Raw genomic sequence first — 19011 nt, forward strand, 5'->3', positions numbered from 1 at the left:
TTCAGTGATTCATACGGATGATTTCTGATGTATTGATCCTACAGCCCGAATCAGATGAAGCGGGTGATTCGGATTCGTCAATTTGAAATCCCTTATCAATCAGTCGCATCTTGAAAAACAGAACAGCCGCGTCATTCCGTTCCTTTTTATTTTTAAAATTCTTATAGAGTATGTGAACTCTTTTTTGATCACAATCCTTGATAAAAGTATCGTATTTCTCAAGAAGATGAGCTGTGTTTTTGTAATGGGTTATTAAAGTAAAACTATTCAGTCCCAGTATCAAAAGGACAAAAACTTTCAGAGAGTTCAGTACATGCCGGGGGATATTGAAGACAATAATCATTTCCAGATAAAGGAAAGCATTGCTCTTAATGCGGATATTATCATCTATAACCGTAGTATAATAACTATAGAAAATACTCAATAGTATTCCGCAAAAGGAGAACAGTAAATAGAGATTGAAATTGCTGAGCTTTTTTCTTTTTTTAAATACTATTAATAATGCAATTATAATCAATCCAAGACCTGTATAGATGTGAATAAAAGATATCCGGGATAAAATTCCTTTATGCATGATAGCATTAAACAGGCTAAAATCATGCAAGACAGAGATAACAAAATGAGGAATAAATTCATGAAAAACGCTTACCGGGGCCAGATGAAGGTGGCTTCTGTTTCCCAGTGTATAACCACAGTACATATAGTTGATCAGCAAATATAGAAAAACGCCCAATGAAGCGGCCGCAACAGTGTAGACGTAAGACCGTACAGGATAATTTTTTTTCCATGTCAGCAACGCGAGGAACAGTATAGAAACAGCAAATACAAAAATGCCTGAAAAGCGCACGGAGACCAGCATGAAAAACAATATTCCCAGGTAAATGCTATATTTTGGACTGAACCTTTCCCTACTTATTCTGTATACACAATAAATGATCAGGTAATTAAAAAAGTAATACAAAGGTTCTGAGAGGCTGTAAGTATACAATCCCATAAACGGATAAAAAGAGAAAATAACCAGTGTCTGAGGGAAATAAAATTTCTTTCTGTACGAAAAGAGAACAATCCCCAGGTACGAAAGGATATTCACTACTTTTGAAGCGGTAAAGAAACTACCGGTTATATAGCTGAGGGTTTTAATCGCTAAAGGGTATCCTAAAGGGAAATTCACTTTATAATTCCAGAAATCCTTTGCCTGAAGGACATACTGAATGCTGTCGGGAGTCAGGTCTCCGGATGAGTATATGACTTTCAGCACAAAGAAACTTAATGTTCCCAGAATAATGATACAGTCTAATATCCTGCTCTTTTTTTCAGGGGAAAGCAGATCTTCCATCAGAACAGATCTTTTCTGAAGTTAATGTTGTACAGGCCTGAACGGATCCCTCGAAAATCTGTGATGAGGTCTTTTGCTATCATCAGCCATTTTCTGGGTGCCGGGGCATTGGCAATTTCGAAACTGCGGTGTGTCCGGGCAATATGTTTCTTTACATTTTCAGGGATGGAAGGTTCTTGTATGGCCCACTCATGAATCTCTTTCCAGAGCAGTATTTTTGTGGAAGCAGGTTTGATAATGCCCGAATCTACTTTTGTGATCCTGTTTTCTTCGTGTACTCCTCTTACGGCTACCGCCTGGTCCAGAATTCCCGGATAGAGATCCAGATAATAAGATAGACGGAACAGGAATTCCGTGTCCTGATGAAGCCTTAGATGTACTTTAAAAAAATCTTGCATCTTTTTAAGGGATTCTTTCCTGATCGTAAGGGTGTCAAGGTGGATAAGACCAAATGATCCCTTCATATTGAGTTGTCCTTCAAAGACATCTTTAGGCGAATGCTTTTGATATACAGTAGTCAGGCGGTCTTCAAATATGCTGTAATATTGAGCTTTTGCCCGTTCTGAATAGTAATGGACACCCAAAGCACCATAAACCCCTTCCACTTCGTTGTTTTTGAAGATTTCCCTTTCAGCATCGAAACGGTTCGGCAGGTAATAGTCATCTGCATCCAGAAATGCGACCAAATCTCCGGAGGCTTTTTCAAGGCCAAGATTTCGGGTAGCGCCTGCACCATGGTTTCCTTTGTCCGGATGCTGGAACAGTTGTACTTTTTCATATTTAGAAGCGAGTAATCTGCATACCTCCAGTGCATTATCCGGAGACCGGTCTTCTATAAGAAGAACTTCACAGACATCATCGAACTGCAAGGCCGATTCTACAGCCTGTGTTACATATTTTTCGGCATTATATACCGGAATAATAACTGAAATTTTCATCATGGCCTGAATTTTACGCTTCTGTGTTCTGCTTGTAAATAAATTAACTGATCGTTCTGTATGCTTTTATTGACATTTTTTACCACCGCTTCCGGACTGAGGTAGTCATTATAGTAATCCAGTACATGCCGTTTCATAGAAGAAATTTCATTTTCAGAATAATTGAATATTTCATCGGCAAGAATGGCTTTCAAATGATCCAGATGCTCAAAAATGACGGCATTAATGCCATGTTTCAAATGAGGGTACATCACCTCTGCATATTCCTTCTGTATCAGGGGAATAGTTCCTACGGACATGGCTTCGATCACATTATGGCACAGAGGCATCACCACACCGGGACAGCAGAGATAAAAATTGAAGTAGGAGAGCAATTCTCTTACCTCTTCCATAGGAATCTGATATTGGTCTTTAATGGCAAAAACATATTTCCTATCAAGGAAATCCCCAGAATCTGTAATGTCTTTTTTGCCTGTAATAGAAACGAAAGATTTCTGTTTCCTGAAGAAATTCAGCAGGTCAATCCGTGTTGCAACGGAAAAGGTTGTTTTTTTAATGGCCAGATAAGCTTTAGGATCAAAATTCCCGTAGCAGAAGACTGCGTTGAGACGTTTTTTGCCGGTATCAATTTCCTGGCTCCACAGTCCTTTGTGATACATGAAAGGATGGAAGCTCATAGGCACATGAAAAACATTCTCTTCCCTGTTTTTTAATGCAAAATAGGATTTAAAATAATCAGGGCTCAGCATATCCTGTGTAAGCTCGACGACATGATCTGGCATATTTTTTTTCCGGATGCTCAAAAAGTGCTTCTCTCTCACCATTAATCCCAAATACCGGTCTTTATTCCTGAGGTTTCTGAACTTGGCAAAATCCATAGGATAATAGATGCTATAGCCTGAAAGTTTATACATTTTGACCAGAAGGTAAAAAAAGCGATGATACAGGTTCGGATTAGGACAGGTGATAAGCAAAGCGTTTGTATTTTTAGGCGGTATATACAACCATGCCCTCGCAAATGCGGCTGCATCACTAACAAGGGTTTTTATCCTATTGAATATTCTAAGCATTATGATGTCTGGTTAAAGCATGAAAACGGTATCTGGTCTTTAATATAAGCGGATTGAATACAGCAGCGGCAAAATAGGACATCCATTTATGCAGTCCTTTCTGGTTGGCTATTTTGAAGCTGAGGTAATTTAGTTTTATAGCCTGCATACAGTCCTGATCCAATGGCTGTTCCCTGCTCCAGTGATAGAGTGACTGGTGAAGCAGAAAATTATTTTTGTAAAAGCTGGTAGAGTACAATTTTATTTTTGTAATTCTGTTATCGTCATGAACACCCCTTATTGCAACGGCCTTGTCGATAATTCCTGATTTCAGATGGCAATGGTAAGCCAATCGTACAATGAAATCCGAATCCTGATGAACACGGAGAAGCGGATTAAAATAAAGATTATTTTTGATAAGGGATGATTTCCTTACCGTTAAACCGTTCAGGTGAAAAAATGTACCGAAGGTTTTCGGTGTTAATCCTAAAAGTCCTCTGAAAACCTCTCTGCCTTCTGCAGGAAAATGAACCGTAGTAAGCGAAACATTCTTAAATTTATTCTGAAATTCCTCCTGTCCTTTCCTAGAAAGAAACGCTACGCCTACGGCACCGAAAACACCCTCCGTCAGGGAGTCTGCGAGTAGTTGCCGTTCAGCATCAAAACGGTTGGGAAGGTAATGGTCATCAGCATCCAAAAAGGCGATGAATTCACTTCCTGCTTTTTCTATGCCTAAATTTCTTGTTGCTCCGGCTCCGTGATTTTCATGGTCGGGATGCTGGAACACTTTCACTTTAGCATTTTCAGAAGCGAGCCTGTTGCATATTTCCAGTGAGTTGTCCTGAGACTTATCTTCTGCCAAAATAACTTCTTTAACCTCATTAAACTGTAGGGCAGAATGAACTGCTTTTTCAAGGAATGAAGAAGCATTATATACTGGAATGATAACTGATATATTCATGCTGATCCGGGAATTTGTAGTATGATACTCTTGATATAGCCTTCTGCATATTTCTGTGGGATATCAAATGATTCCTGCTGCTCTGCTTCATTAACGTAACGTCCCGGTATGGAAATCTTCTCAGTTGCTTTTCTCAGGAACCACATATATTCTATATCAATATGTCCTATGTCAACGGCCCAGAGGCCTGCTTTGGCAAGGTCGTAACACAGAATGGTCGCGGTAGGGCCAAGTGCTGCCAGGATCAGCTTATTTTGTCCATACCGTTGGGCTGCCTCGTAGATCTCTTCGTAAACGCGGAAAGCGTTCTTTTCGGGACACAGGATCCGCTCGATAGATTTTGCATTACTAAACAGGTCATTTCCAACCCCCAATCTGGAGTATCTTCCCTCTATGATCAGAATATCCTGATCATTCCAGATTTTTTTCAGGTTCCCAACTGTTTTTCTTACCCCGGTTTTCAGATTTATTCTTAAATCCAATATAGAACCTGCTTATAAATGAATTCCCATAAGTTTTATGAGGATCCAGAAAAGGACTTATTCTGCTTCCATAATGATTGATGAATTTTTTCCACCAGTATTTTGTACTGATATCAAATTTACGGAATGTGCAGAACTGCTCGGGAAGGCATATGATGTGATTGCTTAGATTACCGGCCAATACCTCTTTAAGTTTCATACGGATCTCTTCACTATTTTCTTGGAATTCAAGATAATGTTCCGGAAACAGGAGTCTGAACTCCCCATCACCGAATCTGCTCGCCGATTTCCTGTTTCTGATGATTGCACTGATGGACTCCTCTATGGACATGACTTTATACCTGGGAAATGCCTGCCTCAATTTCCTGGTTTGCAAGACCCACTGATAGTAGTAAAAGCTTGAAGAGAGCCGTTCTTTGAATGCCATATTTACAGATGGATTTTATTGTTTTCTGCCCAGAGTGCCAGCTGGAATAGGTTCCAGTGTTTCATATCCTTATTTAAATGTTTTTGGGATTCTTTAAAATCAATCAGTTTAAAAATTTTCTGCTGGGGATCTCTTAAAAGGCTGTCTGAAAATGCAATGAGTTCATCTTCTGCGAACCAGTCTTCTATGATAGATCCGAAACCCTGTTTACTCCGGTTTTTTATCTGCTCCGTCCAATAGGAATTCATCGCTTCACGCAGGATAATTTTGTCATTCTCTGCATCAAGTTTCAGCTGCTGTGGCAGCTGAATGCAAAATTCAGCGAAATCCTTATCCAGGAATGGTGTCCTCACTTCGAGGGAGTTAGCCATCGCCATCCGGTCTGACTTTACCAGCATGTTTCCAGGAACAAATTTTTCAAGGTCAATGCGCATAATATCATTCAGGGAATCCTGGTCCGGGCTGAAACTGTAAGGCTGGTGGTAATCTCTCTGTACACCCAGCGCCGATTGTTCTTCATGTGAAAAGAAATTGCGCACATGATTCTGATGAAAGTCAAGAACAGAGTTATATTTCAGATTCTGCTGAGAAACGAAAGACAGTTCTTTTACTTTTCCATATAAAGACAGGCCAAATTTTGCAATGATATTCTGGTACGTGAAATGATTCTTCATCATATTTTCCACAGTGTAGAAACTGTAGCCACCGAAAAGCTCGTCACCCGCATCACCGGAAAGCACAACTTTTAAATTTTTTACGGCAGCCCTGCATATTTCAAAATGCGGAAGATAAGACCTGTCTGCAAAAGGCTCATCAAGGAAAGGAGATACATTCAGCAGCGACTGAACCAGGCTTTGTTTTTTTTCATGGATCTCAATATGTTTTGTCCTATAACGTTCTGCTATACCTTTTGCGTAATGCAGTTCATTGCTTTCATTATCATATCCGAAACTTATGGTTGTCTGATGCGGCAAAAATTCATGAATCAGCGCCACTACAGAAGAAGAGTCGAGTCCTCCGCTTAGGAAACTGCCAATTTCTACATCGGCGACCAGTTGCTTTTTAATGGCATTTTTAAGCAGATGAACGAATTCCTCTTTAGCCTCTGAAAGGCTGATGCGCATGTCATCTGCCGGTAGGCTGTAATATCTTGATACCAACACTTTTCCATCCTTCCAGATCAGCTGATGAGCCGGAGGAAGAGTGAAAATATTGCTGTAAATGCTTTGGTAAGTACTTACATAGCCATATTGCAGGTAATGGGAGAGTGCTTCGTGATTAACCTGTGGCCGGATCAGTCCGGATGCAAGCAACGCCTTGATTTCAGAGGCGAAAATGAACTCATTGTCAGGACCTATGGCATAATAAAACGGCTTCTCACCAAAACGGTCCCGGGCACAAAACAGCTGCTGCTTTTCTTCATCCCATAAAGCGAAGGCAAACATTCCCGGAAGATCGTGGATCAGGTTTTCCTTTTTTCTTTGGTACATGGCAAGAATCACCTCAGTATCTGAGGTTCCTCGGTAGGAATATTCCGGATATTGGCTTTTAATATTTTTATAGCCATAAATCTCACCGTTTAAAACAATGCATTCATTTCCGGTAGATGAGAACATCGGCTGTTTACCGTTGTCTGATAAATCTATAATGGAAAGCCGGCGGTGTCCCAACGCTGCATTCGGATAAAATTCAAAATGCGCTGAATCTGGTCCCCTATGCGCAATGGCATCCGTCATCTGCTGAAGAGGATGTTGGTAGCTTCCTGAGTTTTTTGCAATAATTCCTGCTATTCCGCACATATGGTTTCAATACTAGGTGTTAATGTTTTTCACATACAAAAATATCTTCATCTGGATTAAGGCCCATGCTCGTGTATTTTCCGGAAATGTTGATCCGTTTTACAGTAAAGCCTGTACTTTGAAGCCTCTTCTCATAATCCTGCCCGTAAATTCTTACATGATCAAACTGCCCGAACAATGCTTCACGCTGAGCCCGGTCTGTGATGGTAAAATCTTCAACGGTTTGCATGCTGTTTTTAGAAATCGGAACCTGCAGTACTGCTTTTCCGCCAGGCTTCAGAACCCTGAAGAGTTCAGACATGGCTTTTGTATCTTCCGGAATATGTTCCAGTACGTGATTGCAGATAGCTATATCGAAATGATTATCGGGATATTGTATGTTTAATACATTCATATTTTGTACATAATCCGGGTATTCATATCCCTTCGTAAAAAGGTCTCCGCAAACATATTCTCTGAAATTCTGTTTTAGAAAAAGCCTCGAGAGTTTCTGTTCCGGAGCAATATGCAGAATTGAAACATCCTTCCTGTCAGCAATTTTCAGCTCTTCCATGAAATAGGCATACAGAAGTCTTTCGCGGTCTCTGGAGTGGCATTGGTAACATCCTGCTGCTCTTCTGCCGCCTCCTACAACCTGCTTCTCTTTAAGTACCGGAAGGTCATGCCCCACGGTTTCCCAGTCTCTTGCGCGGTACCCGCAGAAAGGGCAGTAATATTTTGAACCTGAATGAGATAAAATTTTTAATCTTCTTAGGATAGACATATATCTTTGTGTTTTTATGCTTTAAATATTTAAAAATGTAGGCTTCTTCTGACTGACCTGGTCACGTATCACCTTAAACCTATCTTCTTCTTTTGAAATTTTTCTGTATTTCCGCAATAGTTTTTTATAATCATCAAACTTACGTAATACCATGCTTTTGACCATGCTTTGTTGAAGAGCTTTTTTTTCCTGCTGAAAAGAATTGTCGAGGTTGGGATTCATAATATTGATTTCCACTCCCAGATCTTCATAAACAGAATAATCAACCTTGTTTAAAAATTGTTTACCATCATGCACTACCTTACTTCCCGGCACCAATAGAGTTTTTTTTCCATGATAGGTAACACGGTTGGCATATTCTGCATCTTCGCCGTAATGGAAAAAGTATGGATTGAAGCCTCCTACAGTTTCAATGGTGCTCTTAGGCAGTAACCAATGTGCAGCATTGATGAACTTCAGCTCATAATAAGGTTTCAGATCCTGGAAATACAGATCTGATATCAGGCGGGTATGTTCGTAATTGGTAGCAATATATTTATCCAGGAAGATGTCCAGTTTTCTTTCGCTTCCGTCTATGTGCATAGGGCTCAGTATTCCTATTTCATGTTTATTCGGATGGCTGTGATACACAGCAAGAAGATTTTCGAGGCTGTCTTCATACAGCCAGGCATCCTGATTCATCAGGTAAAAGAATTCTGCTCCGGATGCATAAGCTTTTTCAATACCGATATTATTCGCTTTGCCAAACCCAAGGTTCTTTTCTGACCGGATCAATTCCACTTCCGGAAATTTTTTACTGATATATTCCTGAGTGCCGTCAGAAGATCCGTTATCCACTACGGTACAGTTCACCTGCACGGAAGATATCCTCAGGCTGCCAAAGCATTGTTCTACCCATTTCATGGCGTTATAGGTAACAATAATGATATGGACTTTCTGCATCATTTTTTAAATGTATTTTTCTGCGAGCATTTTCAGGTACTTTTCAGGTGAGGTCTCTGTGAAAAATGCAGTGACTGTTTCCGTAAAATCCACTCTGTAAAAGTCACCCTCATCAGACTCAGCATAATCTGCTTCTGTACGGATATGTTCCTGTATAACATGTACAATTTCTTTTAAATCATAATAATAGGGATAGGCAAAATTAATGGTTTCATTATGGATGTCTGAGCAACGGCTGCTGATAAACCACGGGATATCATCAATGTCCAGCAAAAGCCTTCTTGCCTTGCTGTGAAGGTTAAACTTAGTGCTGGTTTTGATTTGATTTTTAAGAAAATTGAAAAGAGTATTCGGATTGCCCCCCTTTCCTACAATATTTCCTATTCTTAAAATGACATATCTTGCTGCATTTTTCCTGATATAGTCTTCAAGATTCAGTTTATGTAAAATATATTGACTGTCCTGTTTGGATTGATCATGAATACTGAGGGTGGAAAAATAAAATAATTTGCTTCCTGGATTAGATTCAAGGCTGTTTCTGAGAAGGGAGAATTCTCTGTCAAATTCTGAGCACCTTGTTTCCAGTGAATTGGAAACGCCTGAAGCAAAAAAGAGATGGTCTTCAGTGTCGATATGTTGTAATGAGTTGGCAATAAGTCCGTTTCCTATAATCATTTGTTGTGTGAGTTAGCTTTAGGCAAGAACCGTTTCATCAGGTTTCGTGCGATAAATATAGCGTAAGTTTTTTTTCTTTTTAGTTTTTGGAGATAATAATTCTGTTCTTTTGCAATAGAAAATAAGAAAGATTTCCGGTGGTATCTCCCGTAGGCAATATCCTCATCTATAATATTTCTTCCGTTTTTTTCAAACTTTATCATCTTTGGGTAATGCTTCGGTACATTACCTTTAAGAAAATAGGTACTAAGATTTTTCCCTTTCAGTTTTAAGTTGAAATTATAAAAATGTGCCATATCACTCGCTGAAATCATCAATAAGCGGTAATCCTTTGACCTGCGCATAACCGTCATAGCAGCCTGGTAAGCAATAAGGTAATCCAGCAGCCAATCTTCTTTGATATTCTGCCTTCTTGCGGGATTATGTTTGATTTCAGGATAAAAGTTATGCGGATCCGGTGAGTAATAGCATTTTCTGAACTCCATATGCCAGTCATGGATCATCTTGCCGTTTTTGGGAGTCGCGATAAACCATGTTTCCAGGATAGGGTAATCAAAGTCATTGGTGACAAGGTCAGAGTAGAAACCTATCAGGTCAGCATTGGTCTGCGCTTTTGAATTGTACAGCCAGTCCAGATTTTCAGTCAGCATAATGCTGGCATCTATCCAGAATCCCCCAAAATGATCTAGTATGGTAAGTCTGGTAAGATCCGTAAAATTAACAAAGGAGATATCTTCCCGGACAGTCATTTCTATATCCGGCAAAAATTTTTTCACAGACTCTCTGTTCAAAACATGGACTTCAAAATCGGGCAGATATCGCTTCAGATTTCGAACACAGGCATTTACCAGGGGTGATTCTGTGGGATAATCCCAGAATGACCATATGATCTTTGGGATGGATGCGGAATTCTCCGCTCCGTCTCCCCAGAGTATTTCTTTATATTTAACCGGCGGAAGCATTGTTTTTCTGTAAATGTATTATAAAAATTTCAACTGTTCTTTCAATACCTTATTTTGTAGTAAATCTGTTTCAGCTTTTTGATCTGCTTATCCAGAAGAGATTCATTCTGCTCTTTTGCCAGCCGGTCGAAATACTCTAATCTTCGGGATATGATGCTTTTAAAGCCGTTTTTGACCAGACTGCTGTCAAATTTTTCAAGATGGGGCCTCAGCAAATGGTCTTCTCCCTTTAAAATTTTATCAATCGTAACATTAGTAAAATGGATGAATACAACAGGGAAAGTGCCATTAATTTTCACCTTATCATTATCTGCATCCTTTGTTCTCCTGCAAAAATCAATGTTCCAGCTTGCGATATTGCACCCGAGATGCCTGACAATCATCACTTTTTCAAAGTAAACAGGGATAAGATTCAGGTAGACCTGATCATGATAAAGCCCGACTTCAGGATTATCACCGCAGAAAATATAACAGTTTTCTGCCCAGTATTCCAATGCCTTTTTGCCCTGTGCGTTAGCCCCAATAAATCCTGCATTAAAGATTCCATGTTTGAATGTAGCATTGAACTCCGCCGGGTTTTCGCCGGGTGTCAGAGGTCGCCAATGCGGAGTAAGGAGGATATGGGAAGTATCTAAATAATCAAATAAAAACTGGTATGCATTAAAGAAGTAGATATCGGCATCCGTAAAGATGACTTTTTCACTGAACTCAAGACATTTTGATATCAATACTGGCTTCAGGGCCCATCTCAGGACGTTGAGGTTATCTTTGTATTGATGAATAATCTCCTCTGCAAATTGTACCCCACTGAAATCGTTCAGGGTCAATATATTTACATTTTTCCCTATTGTCTTGGATGAATGGTCCTCTATAGCATGATCAACAATTGCGACATACAGAATAATATCACGGTCAAATTCTGCCAGGGATTCATATAATGCCAGTGCCCAGGAAAAATAGCTGTTGGTAATGATTGTACAAAAGGCTTTGGGATGCTTCATCTGTGTAAAATTTTTGTTCTTATCTGGTATTTCAATAATTTATACCTGAAATATGAATAAGCATAAAAGAACGGCCGGGCTTTCCTGAACAAAAAGACAGGCGATACCGACTGTTTCCGGAGTTCATAATAGATCCAGAAATGATTTCTTTCATAACCCAGCTTTTCGTTGAGGTTTTGATAAATAAAAGAAAGGACATACAGGTATTCCTGATATTTGGCATTTGTAGCAGACTTCAGGCTTCTAGTGGTTTTATCATGGAATCTGAAGTGATTGAGCACATCGCTACAGAAGTAGATATTGCTTGTCAACAGGATCATCGTCCAGAAGAGCCAGTCACCGGAATAAAACATGGTTTTCATTTTTGAAAAATCAAAATCCTGTTTCCTGAAAATACAGGCACTTGCGTTAGGAATCGTGTTCCTGAACTTCAGAAAATTGCGTATTTCATCTATGCCTTCATTGTAATGCGAAGACTTCCACCTCTTTTCATCCAGGCTGTCCGGCCAGAAGATGTCATAGAACTGACCGTTTTCATCAACATTATTCGATCGGCTGTAAACCAGGCCAACATTTTCTTTTTCAAAGAATAAAGGCATCAGTGTTTCAAGGAAATTAATCTCAGCGAAATCGTCACTTTCTGCAATCCATATATAGTCTCCTTTGGCCAGGCAGATTCCCTTTTCCCACTGTGCAAACGGGCTTCCCGAGTTTTTGTCGTTAAAAATGATATGGGATATTTTTGGATGGTCAGCATAACCCTGCAGTATCCTGCTGCTTTCGTCAGTCGAATGGTCATCCAGCAGAATGACTTCGAAGTTATCATAAGTCTGCTCAAATACGCTTTTCAGCCTTTGGGGCAGAAAACGGGCATGATTGTAATTGGGAATGATAACGGAAACTAACGGGTTCATCTTTATGTCTGGCTTAGGAAGGAATTATGGTTGTATTTTGTGGATGAAATTGATCACCCTGTTGATTATTTTATATTTCTTACTACTGATGATCCTGTTGTAATAATTGTTTTCTCTTTCAAGCGCGGAGACTTTCCATATCAGATGAAAATAGTCTCCGAAAATTCCAACATAGGTTTTGCTGTGTTTCTCCAGAATGTATTTCTTGGCCTCATCCATCTTTTCCGAATCATTTTTGATATTTTCATTTCTGGAAATATCTTTGATCCGGTAATAAAAAAGTGTCTCTTCTAAACGATACACTTTCATATCCGGCTGAGAGAGATAGGAAATCCAGAATTCCCAGTCTTCCAGCCCGTGAATCATATTTTCATCATATCGTATATCATTCAGTTTTTCCCTGCTGAAAAGGGCTGAGCAGAAAATCACATTATATTTTAGTAAATTCTCAAAAGTATAATCAAGTAAGATGAAAGGTTCATTCCTGGTTCCGAAATAGTCTGCATGGCAATAGACCAGATCATAGCCTTCCCGGAGTTTCTCCAAGGCATAGGATAGATAGTTTTCATTAATCTTATCATCTCCGTCAAGCGGCAGAATCCATTTACCGCTCACTTTTTCCAATCCGAAATTTCTTGCTGAGGCAACTCCTCCGTTTTCTTTTTTGTAATAGGTAAACCTGGAATCACTTTCTATCCACTTTTTTGCAACTTCAGCAGTATAGTCCGGTGAGCCATCATCAATAATAAGACATTCCCAGTCCCTGAAAGTCTGGGATGCCACAGACTGCAGGCATTCATCCAGGTATTGTGCCTGGTTGTAGCATGGGACGATGATGGAAATCTGTGGTGAAAGCATATTGTGTTTTAAAGAGCAAAGATATTAAAAAACTATCAGCCTTAAAGTTGAGTTAATTTGTTGGTCACGCTTATAATTTATCTCAGTGTTGTGGTATAAATTTTATTTATATAGTATATTTTTTTGATATTTTTGAGAAAACTCTTTATATGAAAATGTTTCAGATAATAGAGTGCAACACCATAATTGGCCTGATGCTTATTCATGTGGCAGTAACTCAGATAGTCTGTAATAACCTGCTCCATGAAAAGATCTGGAAAATGTTTTGAATGTCGGGTAATTAATTTTTCCCTGAAAATATTATAAGCATAGCTTTTTTGTCCATCCATTGTTTCGGTGCCTGAAATACTGTTATTTGAAATACGCACTTTAACTTTAGAGCTCCTAATATACAGGATATCTCGATAGCCGGAAAACGCAAGTAAGGCAAGGTCATCACTTCCCCAGGCAAGAGGGATTTTTTCAAAGCGATGCTTATGATACATTTTCGTACGGAATATATTCTCCGATAGGCTGCTTCTTACCAGTCCCCTGTATTTTTGTATTGTAAAATCTATAGGATTCAAATGTTTCACTCTATAGTCAAAAGTTTCCATATCTTGGTCATTTTCATCGATCCAATCATAAACAAATTTCAGTACGCTGATATTGTTTGTTTCAGATTCCGGAACAGCTTTATAAAACTCTTCTACGAAATTTTCAGCGATCATATCATCATCACCTAAAATCTGAAACCAGTCTTCTTTCACATGATCCAGTATTCTTTCCCATTGTAGAGCCAGGTTCTTGCCTCCTAAATTATCTGTATAATTGAAATATTGGTAGTCTTCCGGAGAAAAATATTTTTCTATAACGGGAAGAGGATCATCGGGGCTGGCATCGTTTCCGATGTAGAGTGCAAAATCCCTATTGCTTTGTGATGCAACAGACTGAATTGTCTTTTCAAAGAAATCTATTTTATAATATGGGATAACGAGGGCCAACTTATGTTGAGTTTCGTTATTACTGCGCTTAATAGTGATATCAGTATCCATTATTTTTTCAAAAAGTAGTTTAACAGTTGCTTTTTACTTGAAAAATAATGTATATTTTTATTTTTAAACCTGGATGTTTTATATACGAAATATTTTCCCTTTAATGACATTCTTTCTGTAAAGCTGTAATGAGAAAATGTTCTCCGATCAATAGTCACCAGCAATTTTTCATTATCCCCGTCATAATATCTATCTGAACTAGATGACCAAATACGATGAGCTATATTATTTGCAGTATCATATAATTTCTGAACCCGGGATTTCCAGACCTGCAGGCTGAAATTATTTAGAATATATTGATATTGTATATCACTTACCTCTTTCCTGTAATTTTTATCATGAATAAGTTTATTTACTTCATTATGCCATTCTTCAAGATTTTCAGGATAAATTACATGGTGATCTTTATTGTCATTAAAAAGCTTAAATAAAGGTAAAGGTCGGTAATGAAGAACAAACGGTACTTTACGCAATGCGGTCTGCAACAGTGCCGTAAAAGACGCCATTGGAAAACCCTCCACGTAAATATCCGCTCTTTTTTCAATTTCAGCTAATTGTGAAGCTGGCAAAATTCCATGTAAAACAATTCTGGCATGTTTGTACTTTGCAGCATACTCAGAATCTTGATCGATTCCTACAATATTGAATATGACTTCAGGATTCTCTTCTACAATCTTATATGCTTCTCTAAGAAAGTTATGAGAATCATTAGGATTATATTTATATGCAGTTCCGGTGCTTAATAGCTGAATGAATTTACCAGTATTTTCTTTACATTCTTCGATATTAAAGGTATTTTCTACCGGTATAGGAAAAAAAAACTGTCTCTCCAATGAAATTCCTCTCCTTTCCATATCAAGAGGTATATTGGATTCCCGGATTTGTAAAATGATATCTGAAATAGAAGTTCCGAGCCAGAAAACATGGTCGGCATGATTAACAAAAAATACAGGTGTTTGTATGTATTTTTGAGATAATACAATATTTGTAATTACTTCATCTGGATGGACATGAAGAACAATCATGTCATATTCATTTAGCGGTTGCTCATTTAGAAGGTGTATTGATTCTATTTTTGAAGAGGATTTCACACTGATTTGTAATAAGTTTGAAGGAGAATCAATATAAAACTCGCTGACAGCTTTAAGTTCTTCCTCAGAAAGTCTGGTACTTAGAATAGTGTGCTTTTTAGTATTGTCATTCTTTATCCAGTTATACAAAAGCTTTGAGTGTCCACCTGAAGTATAAACTTTTGAACAGATTTGTAATATTTTACCCGTTTTACTCTTTTTTTTGTGAAGAGGTGGGCTGACGATAATTTTTTTCTGAATTTCAGACAGTAGTATTTCCAAAGATTCACTCTTATAATACCCCGAAAAGTTAAACCAACCGAAAGAAGCTGTTTTTTCAATAAAATTTATACAGTCTTCATACAAGCCTTCATCAAATAAACGTTGGGCTGTAACGACAGAGGATTCGAAATAAATCTTATTAGAATGTATATTTTTATCGATATTTTTTTCCATATAACTTTTTAACTAGGTATGGAGAACTGAGCTTAAAAATTATTGAAGTTGGTTTAAACAATCAATAATTCTCTGAACGTTGTCATTTGTCATAACAGGAGTTATCGGTTAGTTTAATACCACTTTGTTAATCTTTTCGATAATCAGCTAAATTTTTGGAAGATTAATTATTCTTGAAATCATATTAAAACACTTTAAAATCCAGATCCGGCCTGATAATGCCTGGTAGAATACTAATGTTTTTACCAAGCTTTACATTTTCTACTTCAAAGCCAATGATATTAGGCACAACATATAAGGGTATCCGCTGGTCTTCGCCGAAAATTAATTTAAAATAATAATTTCCTGCATTCAGGAAATGTTTAGGAAGCTCAAATTCTACACAGTATTCTTTAGCTTCAGAATCATTATCTGTTGTGATTAGTGTTCCCGTATGAAATACAGGGACTTCTTCATAAGTTCTGAGCTCAAATGTGGCGTCTAAGTTTATTCCGGCCCTGTAATTCATAAATCTTAATCTTACTGATATTCCGGATTCAATGTCTATTAATTTTCCACGGGTTGGGACAGCAGAAAATTCCAGTATTCTTATATTTTCATTACCCATTGCTGTTTCTATAGGACCCTCATGCATGTATCTGCTCAGGATCTCAGAATTTTTCTGATATTCTACTATAGTATCCAAAATATTTCCGCTGTACGTTAATTGCCCCTGATTAAGCAAGATACCTGTATTGCATAGTTCTTTTATGGCTGTCATATTATGGCTTACAAAAAGAATTGTCCTTCCTTCTCCCTTAGTAACGTCTCCCATTTTTCCCAGACATTTTTTCTGGAACTCAGCATCACCTACTGCCAGAACCTCATCCACAATAAGGATTTCGGATTCAAGGTGAGCTGCTACGGCAAATGCCAGACGTACATACATTCCTGAGGAATATCTTTTTACAGGGGTGTCAATGTATCTTTCTACACCGGAAAAGGCTACAATTTCATCAAATTTTCTGGCAATTTCTTTACGCGTCATTCCCAGAATTGCACCATTTAAAAATACATTTTCACGGCCTGTCATTTCAGGATGAAAACCCGTTCCTACTTCCAGCAAAGATGCAATTCTTCCATTGGTGTAAATCTTTCCGGTAGTTGGCTTTGTTACTTTACTCAAAAGTTTAAGAAGTGTAGACTTTCCGGCTCCGTTTCTTCCGATAATTCCGACAGCATCACCTTGCCGAATTTCAAAATTGATATCACGGAGCGACCACACATATTCTGAAGTTCCTTTTTGGGTTCTGTCATTTGCTTCGCCAATTTTCAGATAAGGATCTTCTTTTCCTCTGATTTTATACCAGAACCTGTTAAGGTCATGGGATAAAGTTCCTGTTCCGACCTGGCCTAGACGGTATTGTTTGGATATATTTTCTGCTTTTAAAGCCAGCATATTGTATTTTTAGAGGATTATATAAATTTTTAAACAGTATCCATAAAAGATTTTTCAATCTTATTGAAGATTACGATACCTACCATGAATAGCAAAAAGATGATAGCTGAACTGATGCCCAGCATCAACGGAGAGAAATCACCTGCACCAAACCAAGCGTATTTAAAACATTCGAAGATACCCGTGAGAGGATTGTAAAATGAAAGTTTTCTGAAAATGCCAGGTAAAGCTGATGTAGGATATATTACCGGTGTTGCATACATATATAAACTTACTCCGAATCCAAGAAGCATCGTTAGATCTTTATATTTTGTAGTAAGCGATGAAAAGATCATCCCTACTCCTAAAGCGAAGACTGCCATTAAGAATATTAAAAAAGGAGTGGCCAATATCCATATATTGGGTTTAACTTCTCCTTTTGAAAAATAATATAACCAGCCGAGAATAAAAAGTAAAAATTGCACTCCTAAGCGCATAAGATTAGAAATGACAATAGATATAGGCGTTACCAGCCTTGGGAAATATACTTTGCCGAACATATTCGCGTTTCCTACGAATGTAGAAGAGGTTCCTAATAGACAGGATGAGAAATAATTCCAAAGCGTCACGCCTGCAAGATAAAAAAGGATTGGCGGAGTTCCGTCCGTAGAAAGATTTGCGATTTTTCCAAAAACAATAAGATAAACAATTGTCGTTAAAATAGGATTAACAAAAAACCAAATTGGCCCTAAAATCGTCTGCTTAAAGCTTGATATAAAGTCTCTCTTTACAAACATGTAGATCAGATCTTTATACCGCCAGACTTCTTTGAGTTTCAGATCTAATAAAGAATGGTGGGTCTCAATAGTTTCGGTCCACTTTTGTTGTGGTTCATTCATTTGTGTTAAGTTTAATTCAAATTTGTACGATCTAATTTATCCATGGTTAGTCTATTATTAAATACTGTCCACATAAAATAAGAAGCTAACAACTAATATATTGATTTTGCTGCTATAAACAAAAATCATTAGCCATAAGGTCAATGATTGTATAGTTAAATTATTTGTAAACCAGTTGTTTAAGGTACTCGCCATACCCGCTTTTGCCATATTTTACAGCAGTTTCAAGCAGTTTTTCTTCATTAATAAATTTATTCCTGAAGGCAATTTCTTCGATACATCCAATCTTGAATCCCTGCCTTTTTTCGATGACCCGTACAAATTCAGAAGCATCATTCAGGGAATCAAAAGTGCCTGTATCCAGCCAGGCAGTTCCTCTGTCCAGAACGCCTACTTCCAGCTTGCCTTTTTTCAGATATACATTGTTTACGTCTGTAATTTCAAGCTCACCTCTCGCAGAAGGTTGAATGTTTTTGGCTATGTTAACTACTTCATTATCATAAAAATATAGGCCTGGTACCGCGTAGTTTGATTTTGGAGTTGTAGGCTTCTCTTCTATGGAAACCGCTTTATGATCTTCATCAAATTCAACTACACCATACCGTTCAGGGTCTGAAACATGGTAGGCAAAAACAACACCGCCGTCCGGATTGGTCTTGTTTTTAAGCAATGTGCCCATTTCAGAACCATAAAAGATATTGTCACCCAAGACAAGAGCAGCGGCATCGTTTCCGATAAACTGCTCACCCAGGATAAAAGCCTGTGCTAATCCGTCCGGGCTGGGCTGAACTACATATTCTATATGGCAGCCGATCTGAGAACCATCGCCCAACAGCTTTACAAAACCCTCCTGATCGTGAGGTGTGGTAATGATCAGAATATCCTTGATGCCCGCCAGTAATAACGTTGAAAGCGGATAATAGATCATCGGCTTGTCATAAATAGGCATCAGCTGTTTGCTTACGGCTATGGTAAGAGGGTACAGTCGGGTTCCGGAACCTCCGGCTAAAATTATACCTTTCATCCTT

The 19011-nt window shown here is 38.3% G+C and carries 19 protein-coding genes; all 19 read right to left on the bottom strand.

What is annotated here, in order from left to right; all coding sequences use genetic code 11:
- Position 1 precedes the first annotated feature (1 nt).
- Entirely contained in the window at positions 2 to 1336 is a 1335-nt protein-coding gene (locus tag QE404_RS17955; RefSeq protein ID WP_307454047.1) for a hypothetical protein, read from the bottom strand.
- Complete coding sequence (locus tag QE404_RS17960) at positions 1336 to 2277, bottom strand: glycosyltransferase family 2 protein (protein WP_307452853.1); 942 nt, start codon at positions 2275 to 2277, stop codon at positions 1336 to 1338. The genes QE404_RS17955 and QE404_RS17960 overlap by 1 nt, the downstream gene beginning before the upstream one ends.
- On the bottom strand, positions 2274 to 3344 hold the full coding sequence (locus QE404_RS17965) for a hypothetical protein (protein ID WP_307452855.1): 1071 nt from the start codon (positions 3342 to 3344) through the stop codon (positions 2274 to 2276). Before QE404_RS17965 ends, QE404_RS17960 begins: the two co-directional genes overlap by 4 nt.
- Positions 3337 to 4284 (bottom strand): glycosyltransferase family 2 protein, encoded by a 948-nt coding sequence (locus QE404_RS17970; protein WP_307452857.1) that lies wholly within the window; start codon positions 4282 to 4284, stop codon positions 3337 to 3339. Before QE404_RS17970 ends, QE404_RS17965 begins: the two co-directional genes overlap by 8 nt.
- Entirely contained in the window at positions 4281 to 4766 is a 486-nt protein-coding gene (locus QE404_RS17975) for a GT-D fold domain-containing glycosyltransferase (RefSeq protein WP_307454049.1), read from the bottom strand. Before QE404_RS17975 ends, QE404_RS17970 begins: the two co-directional genes overlap by 4 nt.
- Positions 4696 to 5193 (bottom strand): GT-D fold domain-containing glycosyltransferase, encoded by a 498-nt coding sequence (locus tag QE404_RS17980; RefSeq protein ID WP_307454051.1) that lies wholly within the window; start codon positions 5191 to 5193, stop codon positions 4696 to 4698. The genes QE404_RS17975 and QE404_RS17980 overlap by 71 nt, the downstream gene beginning before the upstream one ends.
- A gap of 2 nt (positions 5194 to 5195) precedes the next feature.
- Positions 5196 to 6992, bottom strand: a complete 1797-nt coding sequence (gene asnB, locus QE404_RS17985) for an asparagine synthase (glutamine-hydrolyzing) (protein ID WP_307452860.1) — start codon at positions 6990 to 6992, stop codon at positions 5196 to 5198.
- A gap of 19 nt (positions 6993 to 7011) precedes the next feature.
- Positions 7012 to 7755 carry a class I SAM-dependent methyltransferase gene (locus QE404_RS17990; protein WP_307452863.1) on the bottom strand — a complete coding sequence of 248 codons (744 nt, stop codon included), beginning with the start codon at positions 7753 to 7755 and terminating at the stop codon, positions 7012 to 7014.
- A 21-nt stretch (positions 7756 to 7776) separates the two neighbouring features.
- Positions 7777 to 8700 (bottom strand): glycosyltransferase family 2 protein, encoded by a 924-nt coding sequence (locus QE404_RS17995; protein WP_307452865.1) that lies wholly within the window; start codon positions 8698 to 8700, stop codon positions 7777 to 7779.
- A gap of 3 nt (positions 8701 to 8703) precedes the next feature.
- The gene (locus tag QE404_RS18000) at positions 8704 to 9372 is read right to left on the bottom strand and encodes a hypothetical protein (RefSeq protein ID WP_307452867.1); all 669 of its coding nucleotides are present in this window, start codon (positions 9370 to 9372) and stop codon (positions 8704 to 8706) included.
- Positions 9369 to 10334: a capsular polysaccharide synthesis protein gene (locus QE404_RS18005; protein ID WP_307452869.1), complete on the bottom strand. Its 966-nt coding sequence runs from the start codon at positions 10332 to 10334 to the stop codon at positions 9369 to 9371. Before QE404_RS18005 ends, QE404_RS18000 begins: the two co-directional genes overlap by 4 nt.
- A 41-nt stretch (positions 10335 to 10375) precedes the next feature.
- Positions 10376 to 11335, bottom strand: a complete 960-nt coding sequence (locus QE404_RS18010; RefSeq protein ID WP_307452871.1) for a hypothetical protein — start codon at positions 11333 to 11335, stop codon at positions 10376 to 10378.
- A complete protein-coding gene (locus tag QE404_RS18015; RefSeq protein WP_307452873.1) occupies positions 11332 to 12249 on the bottom strand; it encodes a glycosyltransferase family A protein in 918 nt (305 codons plus the stop codon). Before QE404_RS18015 ends, QE404_RS18010 begins: the two co-directional genes overlap by 4 nt.
- Positions 12250 to 12273: 24 nt before the next feature.
- Positions 12274 to 13107: a glycosyltransferase family 2 protein gene (locus QE404_RS18020; RefSeq protein WP_307452874.1), complete on the bottom strand. Its 834-nt coding sequence runs from the start codon at positions 13105 to 13107 to the stop codon at positions 12274 to 12276.
- Positions 13108 to 13184: 77 nt separating this feature from the next.
- Positions 13185 to 14141, bottom strand: coding sequence for a glycosyltransferase family 2 protein (locus QE404_RS18025; protein WP_307452876.1), 957 nt, complete (start codon positions 14139 to 14141; stop codon positions 13185 to 13187).
- Positions 14141 to 15667 carry a hypothetical protein gene (locus QE404_RS18030; protein WP_307452878.1) on the bottom strand — a complete coding sequence of 509 codons (1527 nt, stop codon included), beginning with the start codon at positions 15665 to 15667 and terminating at the stop codon, positions 14141 to 14143. Before QE404_RS18030 ends, QE404_RS18025 begins: the two co-directional genes overlap by 1 nt.
- Positions 15668 to 15851: 184 nt before the next feature.
- Entirely contained in the window at positions 15852 to 17105 is a 1254-nt protein-coding gene (locus tag QE404_RS18035; protein ID WP_307452879.1) for an ABC transporter ATP-binding protein, read from the bottom strand.
- 29 nt (positions 17106 to 17134) lie between these two features.
- Positions 17135 to 17983, bottom strand: a complete 849-nt coding sequence (locus tag QE404_RS18040; RefSeq protein WP_307452880.1) for an ABC transporter permease — start codon at positions 17981 to 17983, stop codon at positions 17135 to 17137.
- 160 nt (positions 17984 to 18143) lie between these two features.
- Positions 18144 to 19007 (bottom strand): glucose-1-phosphate thymidylyltransferase RfbA, encoded by an 864-nt coding sequence (gene rfbA, locus QE404_RS18045; RefSeq protein WP_307452882.1) that lies wholly within the window; start codon positions 19005 to 19007, stop codon positions 18144 to 18146.
- Between the last annotated feature and the right edge of the window lie 4 nt (positions 19008 to 19011).

The sequence above is a fragment of the Chryseobacterium camelliae genome, from assembly GCF_030818575.1.
Lineage (GTDB): Bacteria > Bacteroidota > Bacteroidia > Flavobacteriales > Weeksellaceae > Chryseobacterium > Chryseobacterium camelliae_A.

Coding starts and splice junctions, on each gene's coding strand:
- QE404_RS17955 (WP_307454047.1), bottom strand. CDS start 1,336: ATGGAAGATCTGCTTTCCCCTGAAAAAAAGAGCAGGATATTAGACTGT.
- QE404_RS17960 (WP_307452853.1), bottom strand. CDS start 2,277: ATGATGAAAATTTCAGTTATTATTCCGGTATATAATGCCGAAAAATAT.
- QE404_RS17965 (WP_307452855.1), bottom strand. CDS start 3,344: ATGCTTAGAATATTCAATAGGATAAAAACCCTTGTTAGTGATGCAGCC.
- QE404_RS17970 (WP_307452857.1), bottom strand. CDS start 4,284: ATGAATATATCAGTTATCATTCCAGTATATAATGCTTCTTCATTCCTT.
- QE404_RS17980 (WP_307454051.1), bottom strand. CDS start 5,193: ATGGCATTCAAAGAACGGCTCTCTTCAAGCTTTTACTACTATCAGTGG.
- asnB (WP_307452860.1), bottom strand. CDS start 6,992: ATGTGCGGAATAGCAGGAATTATTGCAAAAAACTCAGGAAGCTACCAA.
- QE404_RS17990 (WP_307452863.1), bottom strand. CDS start 7,755: ATGTCTATCCTAAGAAGATTAAAAATTTTATCTCATTCAGGTTCAAAA.
- QE404_RS17995 (WP_307452865.1), bottom strand. CDS start 8,700: ATGATGCAGAAAGTCCATATCATTATTGTTACCTATAACGCCATGAAA.
- QE404_RS18000 (WP_307452867.1), bottom strand. CDS start 9,372: ATGATTATAGGAAACGGACTTATTGCCAACTCATTACAACATATCGAC.
- QE404_RS18005 (WP_307452869.1), bottom strand. CDS start 10,334: ATGCTTCCGCCGGTTAAATATAAAGAAATACTCTGGGGAGACGGAGCG.
- QE404_RS18010 (WP_307452871.1), bottom strand. CDS start 11,335: ATGAAGCATCCCAAAGCCTTTTGTACAATCATTACCAACAGCTATTTT.
- QE404_RS18015 (WP_307452873.1), bottom strand. CDS start 12,249: ATGAACCCGTTAGTTTCCGTTATCATTCCCAATTACAATCATGCCCGT.
- QE404_RS18020 (WP_307452874.1), bottom strand. CDS start 13,107: ATGCTTTCACCACAGATTTCCATCATCGTCCCATGCTACAACCAGGCA.
- QE404_RS18025 (WP_307452876.1), bottom strand. CDS start 14,141: ATGGATACTGATATCACTATTAAGCGCAGTAATAACGAAACTCAACAT.
- QE404_RS18030 (WP_307452878.1), bottom strand. CDS start 15,667: ATGGAAAAAAATATCGATAAAAATATACATTCTAATAAGATTTATTTC.
- QE404_RS18035 (WP_307452879.1), bottom strand. CDS start 17,105: ATGCTGGCTTTAAAAGCAGAAAATATATCCAAACAATACCGTCTAGGC.
- QE404_RS18040 (WP_307452880.1), bottom strand. CDS start 17,983: ATGAATGAACCACAACAAAAGTGGACCGAAACTATTGAGACCCACCAT.
- rfbA (WP_307452882.1), bottom strand. CDS start 19,007: ATGAAAGGTATAATTTTAGCCGGAGGTTCCGGAACCCGACTGTACCCT.